Origin of the sequence: Vibrio sp. SALL6, assembly GCF_002002385.1 — a bacterium.
GTDB lineage: Bacteria > Pseudomonadota > Gammaproteobacteria > Enterobacterales > Vibrionaceae > Vibrio > Vibrio parahaemolyticus.
Genome location: NZ_MQVK01000030.1, coordinates 1 through 6530 on the forward strand (window position 1 = coordinate 1; position 6530 = coordinate 6530).

Genomic DNA, 6530 nt, shown 5'->3' on the forward strand with positions numbered 1-6530 from the left:
TCATCACCTGGGAAATCGTATTCAGATAGAAGTTCACGAACTTCCATTTCTACTAGTTCTAGTAGCTCTTCATCGTCAACCATGTCACATTTGTTCATGAATACGATGATGTATGGGATACCAACCTGACGGCCTAGTAGGATGTGCTCACGAGTTTGTGGCATTGGGCCATCTGTCGCAGCAACAACTAGGATACCACCGTCCATCTGTGCAGCACCAGTGATCATGTTTTTAACATAGTCAGCGTGTCCTGGACAGTCAACGTGTGCGTAGTGACGTGATGGAGTGTCGTACTCAACGTGTGAAGTAGCGATTGTGATACCGCGCTCACGCTCTTCTGGAGCGTTATCGATAGATGCGAAGTCTTTCGCTTCACCGCCGTAAACTTTAGCTAGAGTAGTACAGATAGCTGCAGTTAGAGTTGTTTTACCGTGGTCAACGTGGCCGATAGTACCAACGTTAACGTGCGGTTTCGTACGTTCAAATTTTTCTTTAGACATGAGTGGTCCCTCTAGGTACGGATTTTTGGTGGCCCAAATTGACCACGCAACCAAATAAAGATTATTGGTAAATCTAATATCAAAAGGAGATAACTTTGAGAGCTGGTGCTGATAGGCAGACTCGAACTGCCGACCTCATCCTTACCAAGGATGCGCTCTACCACCTGAGCTATATCAGCACTCAAATTAGAGTGGAGCGGGCAGCGGGAATCGAACCCGCATCATCAGCTTGGAAGGCTGAGGTAATAGCCATTATACGATGCCCGCAACACGTAACTCTGAGAGCTATTTCCTAAAGAATATGGTGGAGGGGGACGGATTCGAACCATCGAAGGCAGTGCCGGCAGATTTACAGTCTGCTCCCTTTGGCCACTCGGGAACCCCTCCAAATTTTTAAGCCATTCTAACTACTAAAGGAAAGAATGGTGCCGACTACCGGAATCGAACTGGTGACCTACTGATTACAAGTCAGTTGCTCTACCTACTGAGCTAAGTCGGCATAAGTGGTGCGCATTCTATTGAATGATTTTCTAGGTTGCAATAGCTATTTAAAAAAAAGTCGTAAAAATCGTTTTTTTAGTTTCAATTGCTGCAAAATCATACAAACCTCGCTTTTTAAAGCAAACTTTCGTGCTTTGTCGTTTGCTTTGCACGGTGCTTGTTGTATGTTCTTGCTCTCTACTAAACCAAGGATAAAAGAGACCCATGAGTCCATTTTTGTCATTTGACCGTGCCGAGTGGGCAGAACTGCGTAATTCTGTTCCGATGACACTCTCTGAAGACGATCTAAAGGCGCTTCAAGGCATAAATGAAAACCTCACTATGGAGGAAGCGGTAGAGATCTACCTTCCTTTGTCTCGTCTACTCAATTTATATGTACAGGCTCGCCAAAGTCGCAACTCTGTTCTTCAGCAGTTTCTAAATACTGAGGAACACGCTCCGCCATTTGTTATTGGCATTGCAGGTAGTGTGGCTGTTGGAAAAAGTACAACAGCTCGTATTCTTAAAGCACTGCTTTCTCGTTGGGAAAATCATCCCAAAGTCGCCTTAGTTACAACGGATGGCTTTCTGTATCCCAAAAAGGTTTTGGAAGAGCGCGGTATCATGCATCGAAAGGGTTTTCCCGAATCTTACGACATCAAACGTTTGGTAGAATTTGTTTCTGATGTAAAGGCGGGCAAGCCAAATCTTGAAGTACCTGTTTACTCACACATCACATACGACATTACTGATGAGCTAAAAAAAGTCGACCGACCTGACGTGCTTATTATTGAAGGCTTAAACGTATTACAAAGCGGTATGGACTACCCACATGATCCACATCGAGTATTTGTATCTGATTTTCTTGATTTCTCAATTTATGTTGATGCGGAAAGTGAAACGATAGAGCAGTGGTATGTTGAGAGATTTTTGAAGTTTCGCCGCGGAGCTTTTACTAAACCAGGCTCCTACTTCAGCCACTATACGCAGCTGTCGGTCGATGAAGCGAAAAGTAAAGCGAAAGAAATTTGGCGCAATATTAATGGACTCAATCTGGAATTGAACATTCTTCCAACCAGAGAAAGAGCCCATTTGATCCTCCACAAAGGTGCTAACCACCTTGTCGACAAAGTATCGCTAAGAAAGTAAAGGGGCTCAGTCCCCTTTTCTCAACGAAATTTCTCCGCCAATGTAGGTTTCCAAACCATTTTCAGTTTTGAGCACCACCCCACCCTGTTGGTCGATACCTTGTACCACTCCGTGTATTTCTCTCGGTCCCATAAGAAGCTTAACCGGTCGGCCGATAAAGTTGTCCAAACGATTCCAACGTTCAACAAAACCACCCAGTCCAGTCAGTTCATATTCTTCTAACGCGGCTTTCCAATGATCGATAAGACGTATCGCCAATTGAGTTCTATCGATACTCACTTCATTGGAAATTTGGTTGAGTGTTGTCCAAGGTTGATCAATACCGGGCTGCACATCAGGCATGCCAATATTTAATCCCATTCCAATAACTAAGTGAGCTGCGCCTCCTGCTTGACCAGACATCTCCACTAAAATACCGGCTAGTTTTTTATCTTGATAGTAGATGTCGTTTGGCCACTTAAGCTTAACACCTTGGATACCGATACTTTCCAGTGCTTCGACTGCAGCAATACCCACGCCCAAACTCAGTCCCATCGCTGCCGCCATACCCGCATCTAAACGCCAGTACATAGACAAATACAGATTGGTGCCAAATGGCGATATCCATTGACGTCCGCGACGACCGCGCCCCTGCGCCTGATATTCAGCGATACAAACTCGCCCTTTATCGGATTCGCTGACTTTCTCTAACAAATATTGATTCGTTGAATCAATCACGGAAATCAGTTCAACCGGAGTGCTAATGGCATTTTTCAGACGAGTTTCATCGAGTAATTGAAGAGGATGAGCCAGTTGATAGCCTCGTCCTTGGATACGATAAATATCCACTCCCCAATCATTCAACCCTTTAATATGCTTTGCAATTGCCGCTCTAGAAATGCCCAGTTGTTGTCCAAGCATTTCACCTGAATGGAAACCGCCATCGCTGAGTGTTTTAAGGATATGTAGCTTCACTGAGTGTTCTTTTCTCATTGCGCCGCCTCAATCTTAGCGAGATTAGTTTCACCTTGACGATTCATAAAGCGCACTTCGTGTTCGAGTTCAATCTGGTACTTATCCCTCACCGCCTTTTTCACCAGAGAAGCAAGTTCAACCACGTCATCAGCACTGCAGTTGTCGACATTTGTTAATACCAACGCTTGTAAAGGGTTCACCTGAGCACCGTTGACTGAAATACCTTTCAAACCACACTGGTCAATCAGCCAACCGGCTGCCACTTTCATTCCCTCGTTTGCAGGGTAAGCCACCATGTTGCTATGCTTTCGAATGAGTTGATCATAATGATCTTGGCTGATCACAGGGTTTTTAAAGAAACTCCCTGCGTTACCGACTTTAGCTGGGTCTGGCAGTTTCTCCATACGAACTTGGCACACACGTTCAAAGATTGCATTTGGACTTAATTCGTTTTCAGGGATATTTTGTAACGGCCCATATTGATTCTTCGGCGTCCATCGCTTCGGCAGCTTCAAGCCAATGGCTGTGACAAAGCATTTTTCATATAGATCATGTTTGAAAACTGAATCTCGATACCCAAATTCGCAGTCTTCCGCACTCATCCGCCTCGTTTTTAAAGTCGTCAAATCCAATACATCGACGTAGCTACAAAGATCTTTTAGTTCAACCCCGTATGCGCCGATGTTTTGGATCGGAGCTGACCCAGCACAACCGGGAATCAAAGCTAAGTTTTCGATCCCGCCCATACCTTGGGCAATACACCAAGCCACTAAACTCGGCCAATCCTCCCCACCTTGAACATGCAGAAGATAATCTTCATGGGTTTCTGAAACCGATTTCCCCAGAAGGCGGTTAACGATGACGAGACCATCAAAATGTTCAGTAAATAGAACATTGCTGCCTTTACCCAAAAACAACTTCGGCAGACCTTGAAAAGCAGGATCTTGATAGAGGCTGATTACATCATCTATCGAGTCAACAATGGCTAAGTAGGAGCAAGTCTGCTCGATACCAAAAGTGTGAAAAGCCTTGAGGCTTGCGTGTTCTTTAATTTGCATAGTGATTTGCAACGCCAGATAAGATTCTCTTAAACTGGGCACATTCTACCCCAGTTAACTTTTAACCGCAGTGACAATACCTAACTCATTAATCATAGAAGTGTTAAATCCGATCAAACTCCCTTTGATTAAAAAGCTCTATAAAGCCTATTACCCCTCCGGGCGAGCCAAAAAAGATGAACTCATCATCACAGCCAGTCGTGGGGGTGTGATCGTCGCACTACTAAGATTAAAAACCGTAGAGCAATATCGCTTATTAACAGGCATGCTCGTAATCCCAGAAGTTAGAGGCAGGAGCGTTGGCCGCACTCTGCTAGAGCATTGCGAGAACAAAGTTTTCGAAGATGGTGATTATTGCTTCGCTTTTAGCTACTTAGAAAAATATTATGCTCAACATGGTTTCGAAACTATTGACAGTCATGAGCTGCCGAACTCCTTAAAGATGGCCTTTCAACGTTATGTTGATAGCGGCAAAGATCTCATTCCAATGCAATTTATCCCTTCAAAGGTTTCAAAGCGTGCGCTTTAGTAGCCAGGGAAATCATATCTTTGGTAAAATATCAGGTTCGCAATATTGCACTAAGATAAGGTACTCACACCGATATGATAGTAAATAGGAATCCATTCGAGCAGTTGCCTAGTCTCGCAATCAATCCTGAAGACTTTGATGTTCTGTACTCTGCAGAAACATTTCGAACTCGTCTTTTAGATGCGATCAGCAAAGCAACGTCACGAATCTACCTAGTCGCTCTATATCTGGAAGATGATGAAGCTGGGCGTGAAATACTCACTGCACTTTACGAAGCAAAGCAGCGTAATCCAGGATTAGACATTAATATCTGTGTTGACTGGCACCGAGCACAACGCGGCCTTATTGGTGCAGAAGCATCAGAAGGCAACTCAGCGCTTTATAAAGCGTTTGCTGACCAATACCAACATGCTATCCCTGTTTATGGTATCCCCGTTCGCGGTCGAGAAGTATTTGGTGTACTTCATTTAAAAGGCTTCGTCGTCGACGATACCGTGATTTACAGTGGCGCTAGCCTTAATAACGTTTATTTGCAGTACCATGGTCGCTATCGATTTGATCGCTACCATGTTATTAAGCACAAGTCCCTTGCAGATACGATGGTGAACTTCGTTCAAAATGAAATGATTGCTCACCCTGCAGTAAACGACTTGGCCGATCGAGATAAGCCAGAAACCAAAGAAATTAAATCGGCAATTCGCCAACTTCGCTCTTCTCTTGCTCAAGCCAACTATCAATTTGCCCATGAGTCAGCGGCGGAAGATAAAGTAAAGATCACACCACTTGTTGGTCTTGGTAAGCGTCGAAACTTACTAAACCAGCAAATCGTCAAGCTACTAGCAGCAGCAAAAAACGAAATTTTCATCTGTACGCCATATTTTAACTTCCCTAAATCAATTCACCGGGAAGTAAAACGTGCAATGAAACGTGGAGTAAAAGTAACGATCGTGGTAGGAGATAAAACCGCGAACGATTTCTATATCTCTCCAGAAGAAGATTTCAAAACCATTGGTGGTCTTCCTTACCTTTACGAGGTAAATCTGCGCCGCTTTGCCAAAGCAAATGAGGCGAACATTGCGGCTCGTAAGCTTTCTGTGCACTTATGGAAGCATGAAAACAACAGCTTCCACCTAAAGGGTATCTGGGTTGATAAGCGATACATGCTGCTTACGGGTAACAACTTAAATCCGCGTGCTTGGTCTCTCGATCTTGAAAATGGTTTATTGATTCAAGATGACTACGCAAATCTTACTCATAAGTTTGAAGATGAAGTAGCCCGAATCCTTGAACATACGCAGCTAATCTGCACTTACAAACAGTTGGAAAAAGTCGAAGATTACCCGCTTGCTGTACAAAAACTCGTGAGAAAAATCACTCGCTTAAAAGCTGACGGTGTTTTAAAGCGTATCCTTTAAATATCTTCCGCTTATTTGTCTTTCGAAAGCCCAACTTATGTTGGGCTTTTTTTGTACACGGCAGATCATTTTTCAAAAGACATATCTCACCCTGAAGGGCCCTACACACCTTTTAAACATAAATACTTATTAAAGGATTGAAACTGGACTCACTCTCAAAAAATCAGACAAAGGTAGTTAACCTCCTGTCGAATTCGCATGCTTAACCTTCTAAGTTGAATCAAATCGACAAACGCATGTCTCCACTCCACATGATTAAGTAGGCAATGTCGACAAAATGGAAATTGAGAAAAACGTGTCCTGTCTCGACGTTATGAAAACTATAATTAGGAAGAGGGTATAGGAGATTAATACGGCGCTTTAAAATGACCAGCTAATCTTTCATGGGGAAGCTAGTAAGATGGTACTCAACTGAGAACGGTCTTTCTTGGAAGGGAAAATGACA

General features: G+C 43.6%; 6 protein-coding genes and 4 tRNA genes. 3 read left to right on the forward strand and 7 right to left on the reverse strand.

Annotation, left to right across the window (positions count from 1 at the left end):
* The 5 genes from BIW15_RS19070 to BIW15_RS19090 all read right to left on the reverse strand — a co-directional run.
* Positions 1 to 500: GTP-binding protein (locus BIW15_RS19070; protein WP_025796244.1), on the reverse strand; the 500-nt coding region annotated here is incomplete at its 3' end.
* 103 nt (positions 501 to 603) lie between these two features.
* Positions 604 to 679, reverse strand: a tRNA-Thr gene (locus tag BIW15_RS19075).
* Positions 680 to 692: 13 nt separating this feature from the next.
* Positions 693 to 767: transfer RNA gene (locus tag BIW15_RS19080), tRNA-Gly, on the reverse strand.
* 35 nt (positions 768 to 802) lie between these two features.
* Positions 803 to 887: transfer RNA gene (locus BIW15_RS19085), tRNA-Tyr, on the reverse strand.
* A gap of 36 nt (positions 888 to 923) precedes the next feature.
* A tRNA-Thr gene (locus BIW15_RS19090) sits at positions 924 to 999 on the reverse strand.
* A gap of 206 nt (positions 1000 to 1205) precedes the next feature.
* Here BIW15_RS19090 and coaA point away from each other — a divergent pair.
* Positions 1206 to 2129: a type I pantothenate kinase gene (coaA, locus tag BIW15_RS19095; protein WP_015297458.1), complete on the forward strand. Its 924-nt coding sequence runs from the start codon at positions 1206 to 1208 to the stop codon at positions 2127 to 2129.
* 6 nt (positions 2130 to 2135) lie between these two features.
* On the opposite strand, the gene birA is transcribed toward coaA, so the two are convergent.
* Together birA and murB are read right to left on the reverse strand one after the other, a co-directional pair.
* Positions 2136 to 3101, reverse strand: a complete 966-nt coding sequence (gene birA / locus BIW15_RS19100; protein WP_077281462.1) for a bifunctional biotin--[acetyl-CoA-carboxylase] ligase/biotin operon repressor BirA — start codon at positions 3099 to 3101, stop codon at positions 2136 to 2138.
* On the reverse strand, positions 3098 to 4141 hold the full coding sequence (gene murB, locus BIW15_RS19105; protein WP_077281463.1) for a UDP-N-acetylmuramate dehydrogenase: 1044 nt from the start codon (positions 4139 to 4141) through the stop codon (positions 3098 to 3100). Before murB ends, birA begins: the two co-directional genes overlap by 4 nt.
* Before the next feature lie 100 nt (positions 4142 to 4241).
* Here murB and BIW15_RS19110 point away from each other — a divergent pair, with 100 nt between their 5' ends.
* Positions 4242 to 4670, forward strand: coding sequence for a GNAT family N-acetyltransferase (locus BIW15_RS19110; RefSeq protein WP_179115310.1), 429 nt, complete (start codon positions 4242 to 4244; stop codon positions 4668 to 4670).
* A gap of 74 nt (positions 4671 to 4744) precedes the next feature.
* The gene (gene pssA / locus BIW15_RS19115; RefSeq protein WP_077281465.1) at positions 4745 to 6085 is read left to right on the forward strand and encodes a CDP-diacylglycerol--serine O-phosphatidyltransferase; all 1341 of its coding nucleotides are present in this window, start codon (positions 4745 to 4747) and stop codon (positions 6083 to 6085) included.
* The last annotated feature ends 445 nt before the right edge of the window (positions 6086 to 6530 follow it).

Excerpts from the sequence above, each read along its gene's own strand:
- coaA (WP_015297458.1), top strand. The coding sequence starts at position 1,206 with ATGAGTCCATTTTTGTCATTTGACCGTGCCGAGTGGGCAGAACTGCGT.
- birA (WP_077281462.1), bottom strand. The coding sequence starts at position 3,101 with ATGAGAAAAGAACACTCAGTGAAGCTACATATCCTTAAAACACTCAGC.
- murB (WP_077281463.1), bottom strand. The coding sequence starts at position 4,141 with ATGCAAATTAAAGAACACGCAAGCCTCAAGGCTTTTCACACTTTTGGT.
- pssA (WP_077281465.1), top strand. The coding sequence starts at position 4,745 with ATGATAGTAAATAGGAATCCATTCGAGCAGTTGCCTAGTCTCGCAATC.